Genomic DNA, 22,800 nt, shown 5'->3' with positions numbered 1-22,800 from the left:
ATTCGCGATGCAAGGGTACATCCGGCAGTTACGCATAGGATGTACCGCGCTCTCGCGAAGTACCGCCCAGAATGAATTCACCCCCGCAGGGCTGGGCGTGCTTCGAGCTTAGTCGAACACCACCGTCTTGTTGTCGTGCACCAGAACGCGGTCTTCCAGATGCGCGCGCAAGCCGCGAGCCAGCACCATTTTCTCGACGTCACGACCGAAACGTACCATGTTTTCGATGCTGTCGCGGTGGCTGACACGCACCACGTCCTGTTCGATGATCGGACCGGCATCCAGCTCTTCGGTCACGTAATGGCACGTCGCACCGATCAGCTTCACGCCGCGCAGCGACGCCTGATGGTAAGGCTTGGCGCCCACGAACGACGGCAGGAAGCTGTGGTGAATGTTGATGACTTGATGCGCGTACTCGCGGCACAGTTGGGGCGGCAGGATCTGCATGTAGCGCGCCAGTACCACCACATCGGCCTCATGCTGCTTGACCAGACGCGACACTTCGGCGAACGCAGGCTCCTTGTCCTTTGGGTCTACCGGGACGTGGTAATAAGGAATGTCGTGCCACTCGACCATGCTGCGCAGATCCTGATGGTTGGAAATCACGCAGGCGATTTCGCAGTCCAGTTCATCGCTGTGCCAGCGGTGCAACAGATCCGCCAGGCAGTGCGATTCGCGGCTGGCCATGAGTACGACGCGCTTTTTCTGATCGGAGTCGGTGATGCGCCAGTCCATCGAAAACTCTTCCGCGATCGGGGCAAATGCCGCGCGAAAGCCTTCCAGGTCAAAAGGCAGGGTGTCGGCGCGGATTTCATGCCGCATGAAAAACCAGCCGCTGAGGTTGTCAGAGTGATGGCTCGCTTCCGTGATCCAGCCGTTGTACGACGCCAGAAAGTTACTGACTTTGGCAACGATGCCGACACGGTCCGGGCAGGCGATCACCAGACGAAAAGTGCGCATGGGGGAAAACTCCAGAACTTCGCAAAGGCGGCTATTCTAGCGATAACCCGGCGCCAGTGCAGTATGCTGATCACGCAGATTTTCCCCGGGCAGAAAAAAGGATCCGATCAATGGTAATGGACCGGTGTTTTCACCCGAGGTCCGCCCGCGCCGAACATGGCGTCGCTAAAAACTTATTAACCCTCACTTCTTACCGCCGACAGTGTTGTTTGATGGCCCGCGTATGTTCATACGCTATTTCAAAATGCTACGAATAAAACTTTTCTTAAATGTTTACTTGCGCAAATACTGTGACTATTATTGCGTCATTGCACCCCGCTCATCACAACACAGGTAGCCCTCATGTCCCTGATCAACGAATACCGCGCAACAGAAGAAGCCATCAAAGAATTGCAGGCCCGTCTGCAAAACCTGCAACAAGACGACAAGCTGCAAAAAGAACTTGAGTTTGAAGGCAAGCTGCGGTCGCTGATGGGTGAGTACCAAAAATCGCTGCGCGACATCATTGCGCTGCTGGATCCAGAATCCAAACTGAAGGCCCCACGTGGCGCCGCTGTCAAAACTACCGGCACCAAGCGCGCACGCAAGGTCAAGCAATACAAGAACCCGCACAACGGCGAAATCATCGAAACCAAAGGCGGCAACCACAAAACGCTGAAAGAGTGGAAAGCCAAGTGGGGCGGTGACGAGGTTGAAAGCTGGGCAACGCTGCTGGGCTAATTAGCCCGCGTGTTGTAACCGTCGTTGTACAGTGATGTGCGACCTGAAAAACGCCAGCGATTGCTGGCGTTTTTTATTGCCCCGGATTCATCATGCACCTGCGTCAAAGTCCGACTCGTTGCTGCAGTTGCAGCGAGTAATCCTGCCACTGGGCCAGCACCTTCAATTGATCCGGTGTCGCCTTCAGCGACAGCTCTAGCAGCGCCTTGGTAAAGGCCTTCAAGGTATTCGGGGCGCCTGCTTCAGGATCGGTCAAGCGTTGCTGACAAAAACTCAACCAGCGCTGCCGTTCAACATCGTTCAAGGTTTCAGCAAAGTTTCGTGCCCGGTAACGAAACAGCAACTCAGGCAACCGTGGATCATCAAAAAGCCACGGATCGCTGGCCAACTGTTGCGGTTCGGCCAGACGCACCTGCTCACAGAGACGACGGTCCCGATCGTTAATGAATCCATCATATAATTGTTGTTCCGGGTCATCGCTGACAGCGAATTCGTCAGCGCCGTAAACCGTTTTCAACTTATCCAGCCAGATCCCCTGCCCTTCACTCAGGTCCCGGGCACGTGCCTTGTAAACGTCCATATCCAGTTGCAGACGCTCACGGTCCTCCTCTCGCAACACGCTTAACGGGGCCACGACCGGGCACTTGTTTATATGCAGTAGTTTAAGCGGCACCGGCAACTGGCCGTCGAGCAGATCTTCGCGACGGGTATATAAGCGCTGACGCAACGTTTGCGCCGCTTCATCCAGTAATGGACGGGGGTCATGAAAAAGGTCGCAGACAATCAGGGCATTGCGATTGGTCGGGTGCCAGGCCAGCGGCAGAACAACGCTCAAATAACTTCGCGCGGCGGAAAAGCGTCCGGATATATGAACAAGCGGCTGTAGCAAACGGATCTGATCCTGAACCTTATGTTTACTGCGTAGCTGAAAAAGATAGTCGTACAGCTTGGGCTGCTTGTCCCGGATCAGGCGCGCCAGTGCAATCGTCGCTCGCACATCGGACAGCGCGTCGTGAGCCTGTCCATGGTCTATACCGTTGGCGACGGTCAATCGCTCCAGCTTGAGCGTGACCCGCCCCTCTTCCTCCGGCCAGACGATCCCTTCGGGGCGCAAGGCATAGGCCGTACGCACGACATCGATAAGGTCCCAGCGGCTGTTGCCACCTTGCCACTCGCGTGCATAGGGGTCGTAGAAGTTGCGATAAAGGCTGTAGCGGGTCATCTCGTCATCGAAGCGCAACGTGTTGTAGCCCGCACCACATGTACCGGGCAACGCCAGCTGGGCATGGACCCGAGTCATGAAATCTGCTTCGCACAGGCCCTTTTCAGCCAGCCGCGCAGGTGTGATACCGGTGACCAGACACGCCGCCGGATGAGGCAGGATGTCATCGCTGGGTTGACAATAGAGGTTCACGGGTTCGTCGATTTCGTTGAGCTGGTCGTCCGTGCGGATCCCCGCCACCTGAAGCGGCCGGTCGTTACGCGGATTGATCCCGGTGGTTTCGTAGTCGTACCAGAAGATGCTGGAAGTCACGGGTAGATCCTGAGCAAAAGTCCCGCGCAGTCTAACAGATGCGATCAGGCACCCAGACCGTCCAAAAGGCGTCGTGAAGTGTTTAAAGACGTTTCCCACAACACGGTTCAGAATCGTCCGGTTGCTTAGCGTTCATACCGTGGCTAGCATCAACTTTTATTTTCAGGCATACCCCTCCCGACAATGTCCTCCTCGCAAGCCTGGCCAAGGAACGCTGCACAGCCTGCCCCGCTGGACACCCGCATCCGCATGGAAACTCCGGAAGGCATCGATTTGCTGCTGCGCCCGGCGGGGCTGTTGTCCCGTTCACTGGCGTTCACGATCGATCTGGCCATTCGCGGCGTGTTACTGATCGCGTTGTTCTTCCTGCTCGATGCCTTCGGCGAATTCGGCAGTGGGGTGTTCGTGCTCACACTGTTTCTCATCAACTGGTGGTACATGGTGCTGTTCGAAGTGCTGCATCAAGGGCGCACACCCGGCAAACAGATCATGGGCCTGCGTGTGGTTCATGACGACGGCACGCCGGTGGGGTGGTCGGCCTCGCTGCTGCGCAATTTGCTGCGCTTCGTCGACATGCTCCCGTTTGGGTACAGCGTCGGCGCCTTCGCTTGCCTGCAACATCCATTGTTCAAGCGACTGGGGGATCTGGCCGCCGGCACACTGGTAATCTACCGCGACGTTCCGGTCACGCGTCCTGCCGTACCGGATGCTCCCTTGCTGATGCCCCCCCTGCGTCTGACACTGGACGAGCAGCGGGCGATACTGTCCTTTGCCGAACGACAACAGCACTTCACACCCGCCAGAGCGCAGGAACTGGCTGCGCTGCTGGTGACGCCCCTGCAAATGCCGACGCAGACGCCCCCTCAACATGCGGTTGACCAGTTGAACGGTATCGCGCGTGGGCTGGCGGGGTCACCATGAAACAACGCGAGTTCGAACAACGCCATCAGGCAGACTGGACGCGCTTCGCCGAGCGCCTGGTGATCCTGGAGAGCAGTCGTCGCCTCAACGAAGCGGGCAAGGGCTTCACCGAAGACTATCGCCAGATTTGCCGGCACCTGGCTCTGGCACAGGAGCGTGGGTACAGCAGTCACCTGGTCGATCCCTTGCAGCAGCTGGCGATGCGAGGTCATCAACAGCTCTATCGTCATCGCAGCCAACTCGTGGCCCGGCTTCTGAGTTTCGTTCTGGCTGACTTTCCTCGGCTGGTACGTGCCGAATGGCGGCTGGTCGCCTTCTCGGGAGTGCTGTTCTTCGGCAGCCTGTTCATCATGGGAGTGCTCGTTCACGGCTACCCGGACCTGATCTACAGCGTTGTCAGCCCCGCAGAGGTCAGTGAAATGGAGGGCATGTACGACCCGGCGGCCAGACGCCTTGGACAGTCTGCCGAGCGGGCGTCGAGTACAGACTGGCTGATGTTCGGCTACTACATCATGCACAACATCGGCATCGCGTTTCAGACCTTCGCCAGCGGATTGCTGTTCGGCCTGGGCAGTCTGTTCTTCCTGCTGTTCAACGGTTTGATGATTGGCGCAGTAGCGGGGCATCTCACGAACGTCGGGTTTGGTGAAACCTTCTGGCCGTTCGTGGTGGGCCACGGTTCATTCGAGTTAACCGCCATTGCCCTGGCAGGCGCGGCAGGTTTGAAACTGGGTTGGGCGTTGCTGGCGCCCGGTCCGCTGCGGCGTGGCGAAGCCTTGAGAGTGGCCGCGCAAACCAGCGTTCGCCTGATGGGTGGCGTTATCCTGTTTCTGATGATCGCCGCCTTCATCGAGGCCTATTGGTCATCGATGACCTGGCCGCAGCCCGTCACCAAGTACCTGGTCGGTGCCACGTTGTGGTTGCTGGTCGGCGCCTATCTGATTTTCGCCGGACGCACCGCCCATGCGCCTGACTGAAGCCCACGTGGCCATCCGCCCGCGCAACCCTTGGGAAGCCGTCGACCTGGGTGTCCTGTTCGCGCGCCAGCACCAATATTTGTTGATAACCAGTTGGGCGTTGGTGACGCTGCCGACGTTCCTGCTGCTCAGCGTGGTGCTGTGGGACTATCCGACCCTCGCGGTGCTGCTGTTCTGGTGGCTGAAGCCCGCCTTCGAGCGTCTGCCCCTGCTGATCCTGTCGCAAGCCCTGTTCGGCCAGCCTCCCACACTCAAAAATGCCCTTGGCGCCTGGGTTCGAGCGCTCAAACCACAACTGTTGGCCAGCCTGACCTGGCGCCGCTTCAGCCTCAGCCGCAGCTTCAATCTGCCGGTCCTGCAACTGGAGGGGCTGGATGGCTTGCCCCGCGCGCAACGCATCGCGCTGCTTGGCCAGAAAAACCTTTGGGTGGCTCGCTGTCTCACCTCGATGGGCAGCACACTGGAAATGTGCCTCTGGATAGGCCTGATGGTGTTGTTCTATACGCTGATCCCTCAACAGGTCGAGCTGGACTGGTCATGGCGCAGCCTGCTCGCCGTTGATAGCAGCTGGAACTGGCTGGAACACCTGACCAACGCGTTCTATGCGCTGGTACTGGTGATGTGGGGACCGATTTACGTGGCATCCGGATTTGCGCTGTACATCAATCGCCGCACCACACTCGAAGCCTGGGACATCGAATTGACGTTCCGCCGCCTGCGTCAGCGAGTGGTCGGCAGTGCCTATGCCTTGTTGCTCGGCGTCGCACTGGCGCTGAGCGTTTCGCCGTCCAGTGTCATGGCAGACGAAAGCGCTGACGAGCCGAATTACAGCTGCCCGCTGCCACCACTGGATCTGCCGCAAACAGAGGATCAGGTCGCAGCCCCCAACACGGCAAGGCTGCTCAATCAGCCACTGACCAGTGCAGCGTCCCGAGAGGCGATCAAAGGCGTGCTCGACAGCCCGCCCTTCAAGAACCCGAAAAACGTTTCAGGCTGGCGGCTGCCCGAACAAAAGCACAACGCGAAAACAAAGGCCAGCGACACCCCTCAGTGGCTGGCAAAGCTGATTCTGGGCATGCTCAACCTTGGCAAAACGCTTTCAACCGTATTCGAAGCCCTGCTCTGGACGCTTCTCGCACTGACCTTGGGCTGGGTCATCTGGCGCTATCGGGCCTGGTTCGGCACATTCGTCAGCCGCAACAAGGCGACACCTGTAACTCGCCACAACGTTCCCCAGCAATTGTTCGGCTTGCAGGTGAATACAGAGAGCCTGCCGGACGACGTTGCCGCTGCCGCCGAACGACTCTGGCAGCAATCACCTCGCGAAGCGCTCAGCCTGTTGTATCGCGCACTGCTCAATCGCCTGCTGACCGACTACCAACTGCCCTTGAAAAACTCGGACACCGAAGGGCAAGTGCTGGCGCATACCGAGCGATTGAACCTGCCCCCCTTGCATGCCTTCAGCCAGACCCTCACCCATCACTGGCAAACCCTCGCCTACGGCCACCAACTCCCCGCCGCAGAGGTGCTGAAATCGCTGTGCGATGACTGGCGACGTCTGTTTACCGGAGAAACGACAGCATGAGCCGCCGTATCGGGTTCGTGATCATTGCGCTGGTCCTGCTCAGCATTGCGGGCGCCAGCGTGCCTCTGCTCAAGCGCCTCGAACACTATCAGGAAGTGGTCGATCAAGGCCCTGCCCCAGAGGTGAGAGCGAATCCCTATCTGGCGGCTGAGACGTTTCTGCGCGAGCGCGGCATCACCGTCAACACGACACAGGCCCTCAACGTGCTGCCTGATATCGGTCAGCAGCCTCAGACCCTGATGCTACTGGACACCCGCGAAAAGATGACGCCGAGCGAAGTCCAGCGTCTACTGAGGTGGGCGCGAGCAGGCGGACGGCTGCTCTTCGTTGCCGAGCAGTTGTGGGATGAAACGAAGGGCCGCAGTGGCGATCTGTTGCTCGATCAACTGCACATTCACCAATTCCTCACCCGCGACCTGCGCGAACAGGACAAACAGCGCGAGCGAGCGTTGAACACCCCTGTCATTCCGCTGAGCGTCCCGGATGTCGAAGCCCCCAAAACACTCTGGCCCGAGCTCACCCGGCTTTACGTGCAGAACGAAAACGATCCGGCCTACATGAGCTTCGATCCGGCCTTCCATCTGGACGACCCGGACAATCTTGCACAGTCCTGGGCCAACAGCGCGGATGCGACACACCTGCTACAGATGGCCTATGGCAAGGGCTTGATCACGGTGTTGACCGACGCCGACCTCTGGAAAACCCGGGCCATCGGCAAATACGACAATGCCTGGCTGCTGTGGTATCTGAGCCAGGACAGCGACGTGACGATGTTGCTGCGCACTGACCACGATAATCTGTCGGCGCTGCTGTGGCGGTATTTCCCACAGGCACTGTTCGCGCTGGCGCTGTTCATTGGCGCAGGACTCTGGCACAGCGGCATGCGCCATGGCCCCCTGCAACCGGAGCCTTCCCGCGCCAGACGGCAATTGAGCGAACACCTGCGAGCCAGCGCCGATTTCATACTGCGACGCGAGGGGCATCAGGCGCTGCTACGTCCATTGCAGCACGACATCCTGCGCCGAGCCCGTCAACGACATCCCGGCTTCGAGGGCCTGCCCGTTGCCGAGCAGTGGCAGATACTGGCCCGCATGACAGGTCAATCCACCCGCGATATCGGACAGGCATTGCGACCACGTCCGGACGAACATCTCTCCAACATTGAATTCACCCGTCAGGTTGCCTACCTGCAAAGCCTCAGGAATGCCTTAGCATGAGCGATCACCCCACGCCGCAGTCGAGCGCGACAGACAGCCAGACGGACATTGAACAGCCCGTCACCCATGCACCTGGCGAACCCGAAGACAGCGCATCTCAAGCCGGGTCCGCCAGCCACATGACTCAGCAACGTCAACGGGCGATTCATCTGGCGCAGGCCGTGCGCCATGAATTGCAAAAGGCCGTGATCGGCCAGAACCTCGTCATCGACGATGTACTGACCGCGCTGATCGGCGGGGGCCACGTTTTGCTCGAAGGCGTTCCCGGGCTGGGCAAGACCCTGCTGGTCCGTGCCCTCGCCCGCTGCTTCGGCGGTGAGTTCGCCCGTATTCAGTTCACCCCCGACCTGATGCCGAGCGATGTAACGGGGCATGCCGTGTACGACATGCAGAGTGAACAGTTCAAGCTGCGCAAAGGCCCGCTGTTCACCCACCTGCTGCTCGCCGATGAAATCAACCGCGCCCCTGCCAAGACGCAAGCCGCGCTGCTCGAAGCCATGCAGGAACGACAAGTGACGCTGGAGGGCCGCGCACTGCCGGTGCCTCAACCGTTCATGGTGCTGGCGACCCAGAACCCGATCGAACAGGAAGGCACCTACCCTCTGCCTGAAGCCGAGCTGGACCGTTTCATGCTCAAGTTGCGCATGGACTATCCACAGGCGGACCAGGAACTGGAAATGGTGCGACAGGTCACCCGATCGACGCGCTCTGACATGCTGGAGGTCCAGCCATTACGCACGCTGATGACGGCCAAGGATGTGCAGGTATTGCAACGCATCGCCAGCGAATTACCGGTGGACGATCAGGTGCTGGACTATGCGGTGCGCCTTGCCCGCACCACGCGTACATGGCCTGGCCTGACACTGGGCGCAGGCCCTCGCGCGTCCATCGCACTCGTGCGCGGCGGTCGTGCCCGTGCGCTGTTGCGCGGGGGAGACTTCGTGATCCCCGATGACATTAAAAGCTGCGCACTGGCCGTGCTTCGTCATCGCGTCAGGCTGTCGCCTGACCTGGACATCGAAGGCCTGTCGGTGGATCAGGTGCTCAAACAAATGCTCGACCAGGTTCCGGCGCCGCGTCAATGAAGCAACTGTTGAGACCCTCTACTCGACTGCTCTGGTGGCTGGCCGTTCTGGCAGGTTACGGCGTACTGCTGGGAGCATTGCAGGCGTTGGGACGAGGGCCGCTGGGCCGCCTCGACGGGCTGTTCTGGACGCTGGCCGGCGTGATGGGCGTGCTGATTGCGCTTGATGCCTGCTGGCTTTGGCGCTTGCCGTCTCCCCGTCTGCAACGCCATCTCCCCGGCAGCCTCCCATTGGGGCGTTGGGCCGAGGTGCGTATCGCGATCGAACACACCTATCGACGAAGCGTCGCCCTGAGCGTGTTCGATCACGGCCCGGAAGGCGGCACCAACCGTTTCGACGCCGAATACCTGCCCCAAGCAGTCGTACTCCGCGCCCAGCGCGGCGCGCAGCTGACCTGGCGCCTGCGCCCTACTAGCCGTGGGCTGTTCACCTTCGAAAAAGCCGAACTCCAACTGCGCAGCCCGCTGCGTCTGTGGTTTTCCCGACGCTATGTGCCGTTGATCAGCTCGGCGCGGGTCTATCCCGACTTTGCACGGCTGCACAATGGCCAGTTACTCGCGGTGGACAATTGGCTCAGCCAGATTGGCATACGTCAGCACCCTCGCCGAGGGCTGGGTCTGGAGTTCAATCAATTGCGCGAATTTCGCGAGGGCGACAGCCTCAAGCAGATCGACTGGAAGGCGACAGCCCGGCAGCGCACCCCCATAGCGCGCGAGTACCAGGACGAACGGGATCAACAAATCGTGTTTCTGCTCGACTGCGGACGTCGGATGCGCAGTCAGGACGGAGAGCTGACGCACTTCGACCATGCGCTCAACGCCTGCCTGCTTCTGGGCTACGCCGCGCTCAGGCAAGGGGATGCGGTAGGCCTGTCGACGTTCGCAGCCGAACAGGATCGACACCTGACGCCGGTCAAAGGCCCGGCTCAGTTGAACCTGCTGCTCAATCACGTATATGACCTGGACAGCACACAAAAGTCTGCCGACTACGGCGCCGCGATCGGCCAACTGTTGATCCGACAGAAACGCCGCGCCCTCGTCGTGCTGGTGACCAACCTGCGCGATGAGGACGACGAGGAATTGCTGGGAGCGGTCAAACACCTGGCACGCCAGCACCGCGTACTGATCGCCAGCTTGCGTGAGGAAGTGCTGGATGAACGGCGCAGTACACCTGTCCAGGGCTGGCAGCAGGCACTGGACTATTGCGGCACAGTGGACTTTCTCAATGCCCGGGCAAGCCTGCATGAAAGGCTGACCGCTCATGGCATTCCGGTACTGGACGTGCGCCCCGGCGAACTGGGGCCGCAATTGGTGAGTCGCTACCTGAGCTGGAAGAAAGCCGGCACCCTGTGACAGGTGCCGTTCTCAGGCAGAAGCCTCCAGCGGATAGAAGCTGAAATAGCGCTGCAGCGCCTGAATCAGATGGTAGTACTCGGCAGGTGCCGCCTGCAGCTTGAACCCTGAATCGTAGACCCTGGGGGTCTCGTCTTCCTGGCACCACAGGCAACTGGCGTTGATGTCGATGTGATAGAGACCGTTCTTCTCGTCAGGGACTTTCAGACGCAACTGAAAGTCCGCGCCGACGAGAATCGGCAGGTCGCTGATCAACATCAGACCTTGTTCGGACACGTTCCCCAGGCAACCCAATGGCTTGTCGGTGTACCGATTGAACACCTGGAGGTAGTAAGGGAGTTGGTGACGCTCGATTCGTCTTTCGTTAAGCATTGGACATGGGTCCTCGAATGACCATTGAGCATGGCCTTGCTAATGCGAAGAGATCCGGTCGCGCGTGAACCACAGACGACGAAACGACCGAACCCACCTGTTCATTACAACAGGGACGTCATCTGACTCACCAGCCATAACCGAAGTCACTCATCCGATTATTCGATTTCGCGATAGCGATTGATCCCGCTAGCCCGCGTTGAAATAACCGGAGTGCTCTTCGCCACTCCTGTGATGAAATCTTTAGGTCCCTACCGATTGCAGCCTAGCTCAACATTCTGGAAAGGCCACTCGAAAAACGTGACGCTGTATCCAAACGGGTGTAACTAGAGTGAAGCAGGTCGCGGGACTGCCGGGGGCGCGAGGTTGTCATGGCCCAACTGGTGCAGCGTATCGAGACGCGCGCGGGCTCTGAACGCGTATTCACTGTACGGGTACTGGGTAATGATGAACTGGTACGTCTGCACGGCATCGACGTACAGCTTCTGGCGCTCTAGGCACTGACCGCGCAACATCGATACTTCAGGCTGAACATAGCGACGCGCGCGACTTTCGCGATCCACTTTGGACAGGTTGTACATCACCGCATCGCAGTCGCCCTGGGCGTACGCACGGTTGGCATTGTCCAGATGGCTGTTCATTGCCCAGCGCGTGCAGCCGCTCAAAGCCGCCAGCGCCACTAATATCATCACGATTCGCATGAGAGTCTCCTGTGCTCTCCAGCATATCGGCGCCTGGCGAGATTTCTTCAAGCCCGTTTTGCACATTGCCAGTCTGCCTACACTGGGCCGATTGCCCATTCAATGCGCAACAAGTAGTGCAAAGGAACAATGACTACAGGCCAATACAGTAGTAGCCTTCCGCTGCGCTTCATTTAAGGAGTTTGTGCATGTCCGTTCGTCGCACCAAAATCGTAGCCACACTTGGCCCTGCCAGTAATTCGCCTGAAGTCATCGAGAAGCTGATTCTTGCTGGCCTGGACGTTGCCCGCCTGAACTTTTCCCACGGCACGCCTGACGAGCACAAGGCTCGCGCGAAGCTGATCCGTGACATCGCTGCCAAGAATGGCCGCTTCGTCGCGCTGCTGGGCGACCTGCAAGGCCCGAAAATCCGCATCGCCAAATTCGCCAACAAGAAGATTGAGCTGAAAGTCGGTGACAAGTTCACCTTCTCCACCAGCCATCCTCTGACCGAAGGCACGCAGGAAGTTGTCGGTATCGATTACCCCGATCTGGTCAAGGATTGCGGCGTAGGCGACGAACTGCTGCTCGACGACGGACGCGTGGTCATGCGTGTGGACACGCAAACCGCTGAAGCCCTGCACTGCACCGTGACCATTGGCGGCCCGCTGTCGGACCACAAAGGCATCAACCGCCGCGGTGGTGGCCTGACCGCACCAGCGCTGACCGACAAAGACAAGCAAGACATCAAGCTCGCCGCTGAAATGGACCTGGACTACCTGGCCGTTTCGTTCCCGCGTGACGCAGCCGACATGGAATACGCCCGCAAACTGCGTGACGAAGCTGGCGGTACGGCGTGGCTCGTGGCGAAGATCGAGCGCGCCGAAGCGGTTGCCGACGACGAAACCCTGGGCAATCTGATCCGCGCCAGTGACGCCGTCATGGTTGCCCGTGGCGACCTGGGCGTAGAAATCGGTGACGCCGAGCTGGTGGGCATCCAGAAGAAAATTATCATGTTGGCTCGACGCAACAACAAAGCGGTGATCGTGGCCACGCAGATGATGGAGTCGATGATCTCCAGCCCCATGCCGACCCGCGCTGAAGTGTCCGACGTGGCCAACGCCGTGCTCGACTACACCGACGCCGTGATGCTGTCCGCTGAAAGTGCCGCGGGTTCCTACCCTGTCGAAGCCGTTGAAGCCATGGCGCGTATTTGCGTCGGCGCCGAACGTCACCCGACCGGCAAGACTTCCAGCCACCGTATCGGCCACTCGTTCACCCGTTGCGACGAAAGCATCGCCCTGGCGGCCATGTACACCGCCAACCACTTCCCTGGCGTGAAGGCGATCATCGCACTGACCGAGAGCGGCTACACCCCGCTGATCATGTCGCGCATCCGTTCCTCGGTGCCGATCTACGCGTTCTCCCCGCACCGCGAAACCCAGGCCCGTGCGGCCCTGTTCCGTGGCGTCTACACCATTCCATTCGACCCGGCTTCGCTGCCAGCGGGCCAGGTCAGCCAATCGGCTGCGGACGAGCTGGTGAAACGCGGTCTGGTCGAGCAAGGCGACTGGGTCATCCTGACCAAGGGTGACAGCTACCACACCATCGGTGGCACCAACGGCATGAAGATTCTGCACGTCGGCGACCCAATGGTTTAAGGCACTTCGCAGCGATCAAAAAGCCCCGGCGCGTGAGCGTTCGGGGCTTTTTTGTGTCGACTAACCCTTCTCCAGAAAGGTATCCGCCAGCAATTGCCCCCGTGGCAACCCGGCGATGAACAAGCGCTTCGAAAACGCTTCAACGCTACCTGGCGAACCACAAACGAGGGCGATGGTTTGTCGAGAAGCGACCCGCAAGCCAGACAGCGCAGTCTGAAACTGCTCGGCATCGATCAGCTCGACCTGCAGTTGATCATGCTCGGTCGCCAAGCCTTGAAGGCTCGCAGCCAGGTAATGTTCCCGCGCAATGTGCATCACCCGAATAGGCCCCTGATGCCCCTGCCGCAACGCTTCGCGCAGAATGCCCCATAAAGGCCCCAGACCGGTTCCCGCCGCCAGCAACCACAAAGGCCGCTCCTGCCAGTCAGGGTCGTAGTGCAGTACGCCGCCACGCAGTTCGCCCATTCGAAGTTCGTCGCCGATTTTCAAGAAGCGCGCCACATCGACGAACGCCCCGGGCCGGGCACAATCGATATGAAATTCAAGAAAGATATCCTCCCCCGGAACGCTTGCCAGCGAATAGGGCCGCGCGACGCCGCTGGCGGTCCAGAGCAGCAGATGTTGCCCGGCGCGATAGCGCAATGGACGCTCGGGTTCAAGCCGCAGACGCAACACTGAAGGACTCAGCCAGTCATGACCGCTGACAGTCGCGAGCGAACCATCGCGTAATGGGTCGAAGAGCTCGACGCTCAAGTCATCGACGACCCGGCACTGGCATGCGAGGCGCCAGCCCTTTTCGCGCTGGCCCGCATCCAGTGCCTCGGGTTGCGCATCCAGTGGCTCACCCTGAGTGCAACGCACAAGGCAGGCATGGCAACTGCCTGCACGGCAACTGTAAGGCACGCAAAGCCCCGCGCCGTTGAGTGCGTCCAACAGGTTGCTTCCGGCGGCGACCGACCATTGCCAATCACCGGCGCGCAATTCAGGCATCGACGTGGTCCCATGCGCCGTGGCAGCAATTGCGACCCTGGTGTTTGGCGCGATACAAGGCCTGGTCGGCACGGTGCAATGCGTAGTCCAGTGTGTCGCTGCGTTCGATCAACGTCATACCGACCGACAGGCTCAGTTCCAGCCCCGGCAAATCAACAAGGGTGACGTGCTCGAAAGCATGGCGAACCCGCTCGCAGCAATCGATCAATTGCTCGCGGGTACAACGCGGAATCAACAACACAAATTCCTCCCCGCCATACCGCGCCAGGATGTCATCCGAACGCAGGCAATTGGCGGCCGTCTTGGCGAATACCTGAAGCACGCGGTCGCCTGCGGCGTGACCGAACACGTCATTGACCCGCTTGAAATGGTCCAGATCGATGAGCGCCAGTCCTTGCGTGTAACTGCCCTCCATGGACTCCAGCTCACGGCTGGCCAGACGCAGGAAATGGCGCCGGTTACACAGATGGGTCAACTCGTCGGTGGACGCCAGTTCCTCAAGCTGAAACATCATGCCGCGCAGCGTTTCCTGGTGGGCTTGCAAGGTGATGCGGTGTTGGTGCATGCGTTGCCTTGAATCCTGCACAAAGCGCGCATAAAGGCACAACCAGCTCAGCGCGATAAACAGCGCTCCCGTTTGCAAAATAGCCAGACCAGGATCATCGAGGCGACCCTCATACCCGTCCCAAAGATTGAGCGCCGTGAATCCCAGCAACGCAAACACCGCACAACGGGTGAAGACTCTGGGCGGCAGATGGAACAGACCGAACAGCAGCACCAGCACATACAACAGCAAAAAGGTGCCCCGCGCCGAATCCAGGTGATAGAGCAGAAAGGTTTCCCATCCCAGGCCCATCAACACCTGAAACTCCGTCAGGCTCGAATCCTTGAAGCGTTGGTTGTAACCGCTGAAAAAAACCAGGCTCAGCACCGCCTGAGACATCATTACCGAGACGCTGACCAGCCAGACGTCGAAGAAATCAGCGTGGTAATACCCCGCGCAATACGCCAGCCAAACGAGCACGATCAGCAGCATGTAGGTGCCCGCCGCCATGGCGAAGCGCTTCAACCGCAAGCGCTGAATAGTTCCATCTACATGGGGGTGATTCATCATTGAGGCTCTTGCAGTCCGACCAGATGTGCCTGCCTCAAACAGCCTTCTGATCGAGTCTTGCTGTCGGAAAAGGCAGAGGCGCTACGGTCATCCGGAAAAATGCCAATGTAGAGCAAACGTGGCGATTCGCCAACGCGTGCTGAACGATCAGTCTCGGCCACACATCTGAACGACACACGTGCTGCCATCCTCCCTCGATGCCTGCCCACAGGGAAACACTCTGCAAACCTTCCACGGGAGTGCAATACATATATATACCAACCCGCAGAGAAGCAGCCTCTAGGCTAGAGTCTCCCACTAACACCATGGACGGTGAAAAACCATGAGTTACAACAACGATACCCAATGGATCAGCGCCTTCACCCTCGCGGTCACTTCCAGCTCCAACAAAGTGTTCTCCAACGGCCGCCACCAGGTGGAAATCACGGTCGGAGTTACCCCACAGGAAGGTGAAGAAGTCACCGAGGAGCAGATGGCGAGCATCCAGCTCGTCACTCTGGATGATGACGGCAATTATCAGGAGCTGTCTGGCGAACTGCAGCTCGGCACCGAGCGGGACGAACGCTTCGACTATCACCCGGACGCAGGTTCTGCCTCCGACACCACAGACCTCGAATCCACGACTCAGCGCCGCACCTTCTATGTTTCGTCGACCCGCCCTGACGGCTCTCAAGATACGCTCTATGCGGTGATCAGCAAAAACGAGGAGAAACGCTACGTCACTCACAGCAGCGAATTTGGCGCTTCGGTCACTGTGGAGTCGGTAGTACCCACACAGGTGGGTGCAGACGATTTCTTGTTCTGGGCAGACAACGTATCAAACCGGGAGCTTGCTACCTCGCGGGCAGGCTGCGAAATCTATTCCCTGGCCTTCAAGGACGCAGAACGCAGAATTGTGGCATCTGTTCCTCGCGGGGCTGGAGAAGGCGTCGCCTACTACCAGAACCACCTCGATATTTCTCCATGGGACGACGCTAATGAAGAAGAGTACGTCCCGACACGCTTCCAGAACTTCTACCACCACGCCTATAAGGTGGGCGAACCCAAGGAGTTCGTCTTTCAGGGCACCGCCATCCCGCTGAACCAGACACCTGGCGTCATGAACTTCGTGCGACTGAAGACGATCAGCGACAGTCCTGAGGTGGAGTTCCATCACGACGCTAGCCGTTGGGAGTTGCTGGATCAATATGGAAATGCACACACGATCGAGATGAAACAGTTCAACGATGGCGCAGGTATGGATTTCGAGTTGCTCGAATACATCTGAGGCGCAAGCGATTTCAGTCTGTTTAATCTAGACGAGACGCCCAGAGCCTCTTTCAAGCACGCCTAGATCGGGCGACTCGTCAATCCATGGATGGAATAAAAATGAAGATTATTGAAAACACCAACTTTCTCAGCACATTTAAAATTCAGATAACCTCTGGCCAGCCTCGAATCTACAACAACGGGCATCAGCAGATCGAAATAACGGTCACCTATCAACCGGCAAAAAATGTGGAGCTGTCTGAAGAGCAATTAAATAGCCTCAGGCTCGTGACCTCCAAAGGGGGTGAGTTCCAAGAGCTGTCGGATGAGTTCACCGTCTCGACCACCCGCGACCCACGATTCAAATATTTTCAAGACCCGCGGGGTCCGTCTAACGTAAGAGCGCCGGAGGTTATCGCAGGCCAGAACATCAAAACCTTCTACATTTCCTCCACTCATGAAGCGGAGGTCCCCATCAATCTCCACGCCGCCATGAACAAAGATGATGACCTTGTGGCAATCACGGGAACCAAATACTTCAATTCATCGTGCATCATAACGACAGCCAATCCGGACCTGATACTTTCTCGCCAGGATTTCACATTCTGGGGCGAAGATGTTCACGAGGAGGACCTGAGCTACTGGCACGGAGGGCAGAAAACCACGAGAGAGCTGGACGTCGACGTCTACCATCTATCCTTCAAAGACCCACGAAACCGACTGGTGGAGTCCGTAAAAGCTGAAGAAGGGACCGTGGGTGAGGGAGAACCGTGGTTCCACAAAAAGTTCGGAGCCGACGCATCCTGGTTCTTCAGCAGCCACGAAAGCCGTACACACACGCACATCGCCTATACGGTCGGTACAAAGCTGAGTTTCAGTAACGAGCACATCACCATCAACGTCTCCGGACGCAACGTCATGAAGTTTGTACGCGTCAAGATTTATGAGAAGCATTCTTCATTTCCTGTATCGGTAAAAACCGTCAATGAGCGCAGTGTATGGCTGTTGCGGGATCAGAACGGGAACACACATAAAATCGAGATGTTTACGGAATCCAATGGCAACATTCCAAACTTCAAAGTCATTGAGTCGCACTATTACGACCGCTTGATAGCACAGCGGTAACGACGTCCCTTTTGAGCGCAAGTTCAAAAGGGTGCGTCCTCTATCAGGCATACCTACAGGGAACGATGATATGTCTATCAGCGGTATTCATACCCAAGCTACAAATTTCATGGATTTTATCAAGACTGGCGTAGATGCACGGACGGGTCAGTTTACGATTGCATTCCAATTGCCACTTCTTCCCGCTAACGGTCTGGCGGGTCCCTCTCTTTCGCCCACCTTGTCATTCAACGTATTGGCCTCGACCGTCGACCGAGGCTTTGGTTACGGTTGGGCACTGGGTTTCAGCGAAATCAACCTTCAGCAAACCTCAGCCTCCCTACAACTTTCGTCAGGCGAAAGTTTTGCCATTGATATCAAAAATACCGACTTCTCGCCTGGCAACGAGCTGCTGTTGTTGGACAACAAACTTAAATCCGTGGTGATCACGTGCCAAAGTGACACGGAGGTCCGAATCGATCATAAATCCGGGCAGACCGAGATTCTGACGAAACAACACAACAGTGCCAAATACCTCCTGACGGAGCTACGCAGTCCAGAGGGGCGTCGGATGTTCGTGGATTGGTCCGCGTTCGCCAATGACGATTTCAGGCTCGACAAAATCCGCGACGAGACTCGCACCCTGTTGGCGGTTCAAAGTGACGGCGCAGAAGTGGTATTTCAGGTGCCAGGCCATGAGGCTCGTACCCTGTCCCTGCAGCTGACGAACGATATGCTGGGCTCTGTGTACCTGCCTGGCATCGATCAACCCTTCACGGTGACTTATGAGGCTCATCCGGTGAGCGACCAGTTGGAAATACTGCTGCCTACCGAGCTCACTAGCCCACTGGGGGCATCCGATAGCGTCAGATGGGGGACGGGTGAGTTTGGCCACCAGCTTCCACCAAGTGCTCCCCTCCCTGAACTACCAAGGGTGATTGAATGGAAGCACTCATCCGGCACAGGAGACGTTGAACTGACCCGCTCTTACGAATGGGTCGGAGCACTCAACTTTCTGGGGTTCGGCAGCGAGCACCCCTTCGACTGGCAGACAGGACGCGACAACCTTTATGCGGTCCAGGAAGATTACAACTACGAAGTCATTGAAACGCTGACAGATGAACAAGAGCGCACGCTTTCGACCACTACGCGCACCTGGAACCGCTTTCATCTGCTGACCAGTGAAGTGACTCGCCGAGGACAGTGCGAGATCCGGAACACCACCACCTACGGCATCGAGACTGGCAAGCATTGGGAAGACCAACCCGCGTGGTGCCAGCTTCCCCACCTACGGAAAACGACGTTTATCGATCACAGCGCTGCAAACCTGCAACGTAGCGAAGAGACCGAATACCGCTACGACACGTTCGGCAATGTGCTCTTCACACGCACACCCGACGGGATCGAGGAGCACAGCGAGTATTACCCTGCCGAAGGCGTGGAAGCGACCGAAGAGAGCGACGGTTGCCCGGCCAGCCCTCTGGGCCTGGTCAGGTTCTTGAAGAAAAAAACCGTCAAGCCGGCCCTCGTGGAAGACGGCACCTACGGCGGCGCATCCGAGACATCCACCACGTATGCCTATAAAGCGCTGGATTCCACTATCGAAGGTGGCCTTCCGTTCGTAGTGGTGCAGAGCGAGAGGGTGCGGGATGAAACTCACTCCCGTGATCTGGAAACCACGACCCAGACCTACATCACCGAGAAAGGCCCCCACTATGCTCGCGTGAGCGAAAAAGTCATCACCCTCAATGGCAAGGCCACCACTACCAGCTATCGCTATGAATTGACCAACGATGAGTTGAGCACCCACACGACCGTCACAGGTTTCGAGGACACCGATCTGGTTCGTGCGACTCAAAGCAGCTCGCGCTCGCTGATCACCGGCCAACTCACCCGCGAGCGCAATCAGGCGGGTGTATTGTCGCGTTACGAATACGACGCCCTTGGTCGTGTGACCAAAGCGGTCAACGCCGACGACAGCCCTTATCAGACCCAGATGACGTCGTCCTATCACGTGAAAGACAAGGTGGCGATCGAAACCGCCGCTGAGGGCGAAAACCCGGTGATGATCGAGCAGGTGCTTGCCACGGGCCAGCGACGTCGGCAATGGCTCGACGGAGAAGGCCGCGCAGTTCGCATCGAACTGCAGGATATAGACCACGCTCCCGATGAGTTTCGCGAGATCGCCCGTACCGTGTTCGACGCTGAGGGCAGAACAATCAGCGAAACACAGCAGGACTGGCTGCGTGCCCCGGAAAACCCGGCCACGGTCACAGCGCTCACGCTTACCACAACCTTCGAATACGACGACTGGGGTCAAGTGCGTCAAACCACTTCTCCGGATGGTGTGCAGAGTTGCAATGAACACGACCCGGTGGCCTTGACCCTCAAAGCCTGGCAGCAGAACGGCTCCCTTCAGGGGCCGCAGACGATGACCCGGCACAACGCTGCAGGCAGCCCGATAAAGGAGCAGTTGTATGACAGCGAAGGCACGCTCATCCGCACCAAGGAATGGGTACGCGACGGGCTGGATCGTGTCACCCAGACCACCATCAAGGTGCCCGGCCAACAGGACCGCGTAACGTCGTTAAGACTGGATGTTTATGGCCGAGTCCTCGAACAGCGTCTGGCCGACGATACGGTCGTGAATTGGACATACGCCTTGCACAGCGATGCCAACCACCCGGAAACCATCGCTGTGACACCCTCGAGCGCTGAACAATCGCAAGCCGCGCCATCCGAATGACCGAGCGAGTGTCGGGAAGCCTGAGAGCGGAAAGAGCATCCCACGACTTACATCATTTCCAAGGATCGGAAACATGAGCACACCAACGATTATCGGTCGGCAGACCTTCGACGGCCTGGGCCGTCAACTCAGCGTCGAAGTGGGAGGGAACACTACCCGGTTTGACTACATCGACGGCCAGCTTCCTCCAGCAGCCAACACCCTTGCCGATGGCAAGAAGATCACGTTCACCTACGAAAAGGCGTTGAATAATCAATTGCTCAGCATAGCTGCGGAGGGCGAAACGACGACCCTGATCAGTCGCCATCCCATGCTTGGCCAGCCCTCCTTCATCGAAGCGGAATTGGGCACCCAAGCCTTCGAATTCACAGCCGCTGGTCAACCGGACAACGATAACTGGACAGTGGACGGCAAGACTCATACCACCCGTTGGCGGCATTCGCTCAGCGGCTTGCTGCAAGGCTTCAATGACGCGCAAGGCGTGGTTCATGAGCGCCATCTGGATGCAGTCGGACGCGTGGAAAAGACCCGCGTGGCAGACGTCGAGACGACCTACACCTATGACGCCCTGTCTCGCCCACTCACCGTGAGCGTCATCGACCCGCAAAGCCAGCAGGCCCTCACCACGTCGCTGACCTACGACGCGCTGGGGCGAGAACACACCCGCACCTTTACGGTCGTGCAGACAACGGATGCCGAAGCGGGCGAGGCACCCGAGGCCACCACTCGCACATTGACCCAGACACTGAGCTACTCAGGGCTCGACCAGATCACTTCTCGCACCTGGACCGATGGAGAGGCGCAAGGCGAGGAAACATTCGAATACGACGTGCGCAATCGCTTGGTGCGCTGCACGGCCAATGCCTGGGCGGCGGCAGAAGATCCTTACGGCAACCGGATCGTCGAGCAGGTGTTCACCTTCAACGCGTTCAATGGCTATAAAAAGGTCGTCAGCACCTTCATCGATGGAACGCACGACGAGGCTGTCTTCAGCTATGCCAAAAACGACCCCACCCGCGTCGTCGAGATTACCCACACTCACCCTTCGTGGCCTTCGCAAGTCACGCTGACCTACGATGCCTGCGGCCGGGTCGTCAGCGACAGCCTGGGGCGAAATTTAAGCTGGAACACCCAAGGTCGACTGACCGAAGTGCAAACGCCTACAGGCACGTGCACCTACCGCTACGACCCCAGTGGCCAACTCACCGACCGCGAAGTGAACGGTATCCTTACCCGAGACTTCTTCAGCGCAGACCAACTGACCCACAAACAGACCGACGAAGACAGTATTCAGTTAATAGGTGACATGGATGCCCTGTTCGCCGTGAACAAAGTGACGGACGGCGTTCGACAGACCATTCTGCTGGGCACCGATGCCCAGGGCAGCGTGCGCATGGAGGCAGGCAACACGGTGCGAGCCCGCCGTTACAGTGCGCATGGGGCAGACGTAGCCACTGCAGACAACGAGCCGTTCGGCTATACCGGCGAGCAGTGCGAGCCGGTATCAGGCTGGTACATTCCAGGCGGTTACCGGCCTTATGACCCCGTGCTCATGTGTTTTCTGGCCCCTGACACCGATAGCCCGTTCGGTCAGGGGGGAATCAACCCTTACGCGTGGTGCGACGGGGACCCGGTCAATCGCGTCGACCCGGACGGCCATAGTTGGGTGAGCTACGCCTTGGCAGTCACTGGCATCGTCCTGGGTTTTATCGGTTTGATACCTGGCTTGCAGGCATTACCTGCCTTTGGAGTTTTGTTCAGCACCGGGACGAGTTTACTCACGACTTCAAATATCACCGCACTGGTCGCCACGACACTGGATATCGTTGCGCTAGCCACCGGAGCTGCAAGCACACTCCTCGAAGCCTCAGGCAACGATGGAAAAGCATCATCGATTCTCGGGGCCATTTCGCTGGTGACCGGCCTGGCGGGGGCAGGACTGGGCTTGAAATTGGGTTTCCGACGCGCGGGCACGCATGGTTTCAAATCAACTCCCAGAAAACAAGCGGATTACGAAGTCATTTACGAGGCTGCGTCAAACAGTGTTGACGTGGGTTTCATTCCTAACTATCACCGCACCAAACGTGCTGCGTTCGTCACTCATGGCGATCCCCTGCGCCCGATCCTGATGGGCCCGGACGGCAAACCCATGTCCGCAGCCGAATTTGCCAGAACGGTTATCTCCCCACGGCTTGCAAACCTCCCTGACGCGGATGCCACCATTGTGTTGGTGTCATGTTGGGGGGCGAAGAATGGTGCGGCTTTGGAAATCGCCAGGGAGCTGAACCGGCCGGTACAGGCATTCACTCATAAGGCCTACATTAAGTTCGTCAACTTGGCTCAGCCTGCCAACAAAAACACCATTGCCAAAGAAGCCAACCCTTACTTCGAGCGTCTATTGGCAACCCGCAACCCCGTGAAAGCCTGGAAGACAACCTACCGGGAGGCCGCTTCGAAGATCTTTTATCCACCAGCAGCAGCCTCGGCAGCGTGACATGCTTCCGACGGCGTGCAACGAACCATCTGGACTCAAC

General features: G+C 58.4%; 18 protein-coding genes. 12 read left to right on the top strand and 6 right to left on the bottom strand.

Features of this window, described 5'->3' with window-relative positions:
• Positions 1–108: 108 nt before the first annotated feature.
• A complete protein-coding gene (gene purU / locus ACI2KB_RS15300; RefSeq protein ID WP_404635893.1) occupies positions 109–960 on the bottom strand; it encodes a formyltetrahydrofolate deformylase in 852 nt (283 codons plus the stop codon).
• 342 nt (positions 961–1,302) lie between these two features.
• On the opposite strand from purU, the gene mvaT reads away from it, so the two are divergent.
• Positions 1,303–1,680, top strand: coding sequence for a histone-like nucleoid-structuring protein MvaT (gene mvaT, locus ACI2KB_RS15295; RefSeq protein WP_404635891.1), 378 nt, complete (start codon positions 1,303–1,305; stop codon positions 1,678–1,680).
• A 103-nt stretch (positions 1,681–1,783) separates the two neighbouring features.
• Here mvaT and sbcB read toward each other — a convergent pair whose 3' ends face one another.
• On the bottom strand, positions 1,784–3,214 hold the full coding sequence (sbcB, locus tag ACI2KB_RS15290; RefSeq protein WP_404636259.1) for an exodeoxyribonuclease I: 1,431 nt from the start codon (positions 3,212–3,214) through the stop codon (positions 1,784–1,786).
• Between the two features lie 183 nt (positions 3,215–3,397).
• Between sbcB and ACI2KB_RS15285 the strand changes: the two genes are divergently transcribed.
• The 6 genes from ACI2KB_RS15285 to ACI2KB_RS15260 all read left to right on the top strand — a co-directional run bounded on the left by ACI2KB_RS15285 (position 3,398) and on the right by ACI2KB_RS15260 (position 10,351).
• Positions 3,398–4,135 (top strand): RDD family protein, encoded by a 738-nt coding sequence (locus tag ACI2KB_RS15285; protein WP_404635889.1) that lies wholly within the window; start codon positions 3,398–3,400, stop codon positions 4,133–4,135.
• Complete coding sequence (locus ACI2KB_RS15280) at positions 4,132–5,112, top strand: stage II sporulation protein M (RefSeq protein WP_404635887.1); 981 nt, start codon at positions 4,132–4,134, stop codon at positions 5,110–5,112. The genes ACI2KB_RS15285 and ACI2KB_RS15280 overlap by 4 nt, the downstream gene beginning before the upstream one ends.
• Positions 5,099–6,697: a DUF4129 domain-containing protein gene (locus ACI2KB_RS15275; RefSeq protein WP_404635885.1), complete on the top strand. Its 1,599-nt coding sequence runs from the start codon at positions 5,099–5,101 to the stop codon at positions 6,695–6,697. Before ACI2KB_RS15280 ends, ACI2KB_RS15275 begins: the two co-directional genes overlap by 14 nt.
• A complete protein-coding gene (locus tag ACI2KB_RS15270; protein WP_404635883.1) occupies positions 6,694–7,914 on the top strand; it encodes a DUF4350 domain-containing protein in 1,221 nt (406 codons plus the stop codon). Before ACI2KB_RS15275 ends, ACI2KB_RS15270 begins: the two co-directional genes overlap by 4 nt.
• Before the next feature lie 119 nt (positions 7,915–8,033).
• On the top strand, positions 8,034–8,999 hold the full coding sequence (locus ACI2KB_RS15265) for an AAA family ATPase (RefSeq protein ID WP_404636258.1): 966 nt from the start codon (positions 8,034–8,036) through the stop codon (positions 8,997–8,999).
• Complete coding sequence (locus ACI2KB_RS15260) at positions 8,996–10,351, top strand: DUF58 domain-containing protein (RefSeq protein WP_404635881.1); 1,356 nt, start codon at positions 8,996–8,998, stop codon at positions 10,349–10,351. Before ACI2KB_RS15265 ends, ACI2KB_RS15260 begins: the two co-directional genes overlap by 4 nt.
• A 12-nt stretch (positions 10,352–10,363) precedes the next feature.
• On the opposite strand, the gene ACI2KB_RS15255 is transcribed toward ACI2KB_RS15260, so the two are convergent.
• Positions 10,364–10,723, bottom strand: coding sequence for a PilZ domain-containing protein (locus tag ACI2KB_RS15255; RefSeq protein ID WP_404635879.1), 360 nt, complete (start codon positions 10,721–10,723; stop codon positions 10,364–10,366).
• A 326-nt stretch (positions 10,724–11,049) separates the two neighbouring features.
• Positions 11,050–11,424: a tol-pal system YbgF family protein gene (locus ACI2KB_RS15250; RefSeq protein WP_404635877.1), complete on the bottom strand. Its 375-nt coding sequence runs from the start codon at positions 11,422–11,424 to the stop codon at positions 11,050–11,052.
• A gap of 188 nt (positions 11,425–11,612) precedes the next feature.
• Here ACI2KB_RS15250 and pyk point away from each other — a divergent pair, with 188 nt between their 5' ends.
• Positions 11,613–13,064: a pyruvate kinase gene (pyk, locus tag ACI2KB_RS15245; protein ID WP_404635875.1), complete on the top strand. Its 1,452-nt coding sequence runs from the start codon at positions 11,613–11,615 to the stop codon at positions 13,062–13,064.
• Positions 13,065–13,124: 60 nt separating this feature from the next.
• Here the strand turns inward: pyk and ACI2KB_RS15240 are convergent, their stop codons facing one another.
• Positions 13,125–14,054 carry an iron-sulfur-binding ferredoxin reductase gene (locus ACI2KB_RS15240; RefSeq protein WP_404635873.1) on the bottom strand — a complete coding sequence of 310 codons (930 nt, stop codon included), beginning with the start codon at positions 14,052–14,054 and terminating at the stop codon, positions 13,125–13,127.
• A complete protein-coding gene (locus ACI2KB_RS15235) occupies positions 14,047–15,165 on the bottom strand; it encodes a diguanylate cyclase domain-containing protein (RefSeq protein WP_404636257.1) in 1,119 nt (372 codons plus the stop codon). Before ACI2KB_RS15235 ends, ACI2KB_RS15240 begins: the two co-directional genes overlap by 8 nt.
• A 325-nt stretch (positions 15,166–15,490) precedes the next feature.
• Here ACI2KB_RS15235 and ACI2KB_RS15230 point away from each other — a divergent pair, with 325 nt between their 5' ends.
• From ACI2KB_RS15230 to ACI2KB_RS15215, 4 genes are all read left to right on the top strand, one after another.
• Positions 15,491–16,435 carry a hypothetical protein gene (locus tag ACI2KB_RS15230; protein ID WP_404635871.1) on the top strand — a complete coding sequence of 315 codons (945 nt, stop codon included), beginning with the start codon at positions 15,491–15,493 and terminating at the stop codon, positions 16,433–16,435.
• A 101-nt stretch (positions 16,436–16,536) separates the two neighbouring features.
• A complete protein-coding gene (locus ACI2KB_RS15225) occupies positions 16,537–17,541 on the top strand; it encodes a hypothetical protein (RefSeq protein WP_404635869.1) in 1,005 nt (334 codons plus the stop codon).
• Positions 17,542–17,611: 70 nt separating this feature from the next.
• Positions 17,612–20,266: a hypothetical protein gene (locus tag ACI2KB_RS15220; RefSeq protein WP_404635867.1), complete on the top strand. Its 2,655-nt coding sequence runs from the start codon at positions 17,612–17,614 to the stop codon at positions 20,264–20,266.
• 73 nt (positions 20,267–20,339) lie between these two features.
• Positions 20,340–22,760, top strand: coding sequence for an RHS repeat-associated core domain-containing protein (locus ACI2KB_RS15215; RefSeq protein ID WP_404635865.1), 2,421 nt, complete (start codon positions 20,340–20,342; stop codon positions 22,758–22,760).
• Positions 22,761–22,800: the final 40 nt, after the last annotated feature.

Origin of the sequence: Pseudomonas sp. NPDC088444 (assembly GCF_044900175.1) — a bacterium.
Classification (GTDB): Bacteria; Pseudomonadota; Gammaproteobacteria; order Pseudomonadales; family Pseudomonadaceae; genus Aquipseudomonas.
Note: the sequence above shows the minus strand (reverse complement) of the source record. Positions and strands in the feature narration are given on the sequence as shown.

Coding starts and splice junctions, on each gene's coding strand:
- purU (WP_404635893.1), bottom strand. CDS start 960: ATGCGCACTTTTCGTCTGGTGATCGCCTGCCCGGACCGTGTCGGCATC.
- mvaT (WP_404635891.1), top strand. CDS start 1,303: ATGTCCCTGATCAACGAATACCGCGCAACAGAAGAAGCCATCAAAGAA.
- ACI2KB_RS15285 (WP_404635889.1), top strand. CDS start 3,398: ATGTCCTCCTCGCAAGCCTGGCCAAGGAACGCTGCACAGCCTGCCCCG.
- ACI2KB_RS15280 (WP_404635887.1), top strand. CDS start 4,132: ATGAAACAACGCGAGTTCGAACAACGCCATCAGGCAGACTGGACGCGC.
- ACI2KB_RS15275 (WP_404635885.1), top strand. CDS start 5,099: ATGCGCCTGACTGAAGCCCACGTGGCCATCCGCCCGCGCAACCCTTGG.
- ACI2KB_RS15270 (WP_404635883.1), top strand. CDS start 6,694: ATGAGCCGCCGTATCGGGTTCGTGATCATTGCGCTGGTCCTGCTCAGC.
- ACI2KB_RS15265 (WP_404636258.1), top strand. CDS start 8,034: ATGACTCAGCAACGTCAACGGGCGATTCATCTGGCGCAGGCCGTGCGC.
- ACI2KB_RS15260 (WP_404635881.1), top strand. CDS start 8,996: ATGAAGCAACTGTTGAGACCCTCTACTCGACTGCTCTGGTGGCTGGCC.
- ACI2KB_RS15255 (WP_404635879.1), bottom strand. CDS start 10,723: ATGCTTAACGAAAGACGAATCGAGCGTCACCAACTCCCTTACTACCTC.
- ACI2KB_RS15250 (WP_404635877.1), bottom strand. CDS start 11,424: ATGCGAATCGTGATGATATTAGTGGCGCTGGCGGCTTTGAGCGGCTGC.
- pyk (WP_404635875.1), top strand. CDS start 11,613: ATGTCCGTTCGTCGCACCAAAATCGTAGCCACACTTGGCCCTGCCAGT.
- ACI2KB_RS15240 (WP_404635873.1), bottom strand. CDS start 14,054: ATGCCTGAATTGCGCGCCGGTGATTGGCAATGGTCGGTCGCCGCCGGA.
- ACI2KB_RS15235 (WP_404636257.1), bottom strand. CDS start 15,165: ATGAATCACCCCCATGTAGATGGAACTATTCAGCGCTTGCGGTTGAAG.
- ACI2KB_RS15230 (WP_404635871.1), top strand. CDS start 15,491: ATGAGTTACAACAACGATACCCAATGGATCAGCGCCTTCACCCTCGCG.
- ACI2KB_RS15225 (WP_404635869.1), top strand. CDS start 16,537: ATGAAGATTATTGAAAACACCAACTTTCTCAGCACATTTAAAATTCAG.
- ACI2KB_RS15220 (WP_404635867.1), top strand. CDS start 17,612: ATGTCTATCAGCGGTATTCATACCCAAGCTACAAATTTCATGGATTTT.
- ACI2KB_RS15215 (WP_404635865.1), top strand. CDS start 20,340: ATGAGCACACCAACGATTATCGGTCGGCAGACCTTCGACGGCCTGGGC.